The 647-nt window shown below is 48.8% G+C and carries 1 pseudogene; it reads right to left on the bottom strand.

Annotated features, from left to right (window positions below):
- A pseudogene (locus tag KIO97_RS21365) lies at positions 1–647 on the bottom strand (hypothetical protein); the annotation flags it as partial.

Genomic DNA, 647 nt, shown 5'->3' with positions numbered 1-647 from the left:
ATCACACCAGCCACTTCGTTCATGAATGGCTCCACCGTGTCGATGGTTTTGGTGGTGTTAACAACGGCTTCAATCGATTCACTCTCAATCGAGTGTAAGTCGTCTGCCGCTTTGATGACCTTTACGTTATCTGTGCTCGCCAGAAGCTCGCTGGCTTTGGTTTGCATTTTATTGAACACACCAGAAATGAGGTCGGGTAGTAGCTTCATGTACGAGCTTAACGTATCGATGTGCTTATCGAACACATCCTCAGACAGGTACGCGTATTGCAGTTTGCTGGCTTCATCACGTAAGAAGGTTAACCGACTTTTCAGCTTGTTAAGCAGCGCGTCGAGTTCACTATTGATGCTCTTTTGTGCCGCTTGCCAATCGTAGTCAGCCAGATACGTTTGTGGGTTGCCTTTACCTCGTGCACGCATGTACGCCAGCATTCGGTCAGTGGTCTCATGCGGTGCTAGCCTCAGCAGTACCGACAACAGTTCCCCTTCTTCTAATACTTGAGGCAGGGTATAAGCGAGCAGCGATTCGGTGGTATGCGGCAAGGGTTGATCAAGGTTGCCAATGAGTGCATCACAGGTCTTTGATACATCGAATGTCGTATCTGGGTGATAATGGGTAAAGTGCTGAATGACCTCGGCACTGACCAT

It is taken from the genome of Vibrio sp. B181a (genome assembly GCF_030248375.1).
In the GTDB taxonomy this organism is placed as follows: Bacteria; Pseudomonadota; Gammaproteobacteria; order Enterobacterales; family Vibrionaceae; genus Vibrio; species Vibrio campbellii.
The sequence above is the reverse complement of the archived record's forward strand: the minus strand, read 5'-3'. Positions and strand labels throughout refer to the sequence as shown.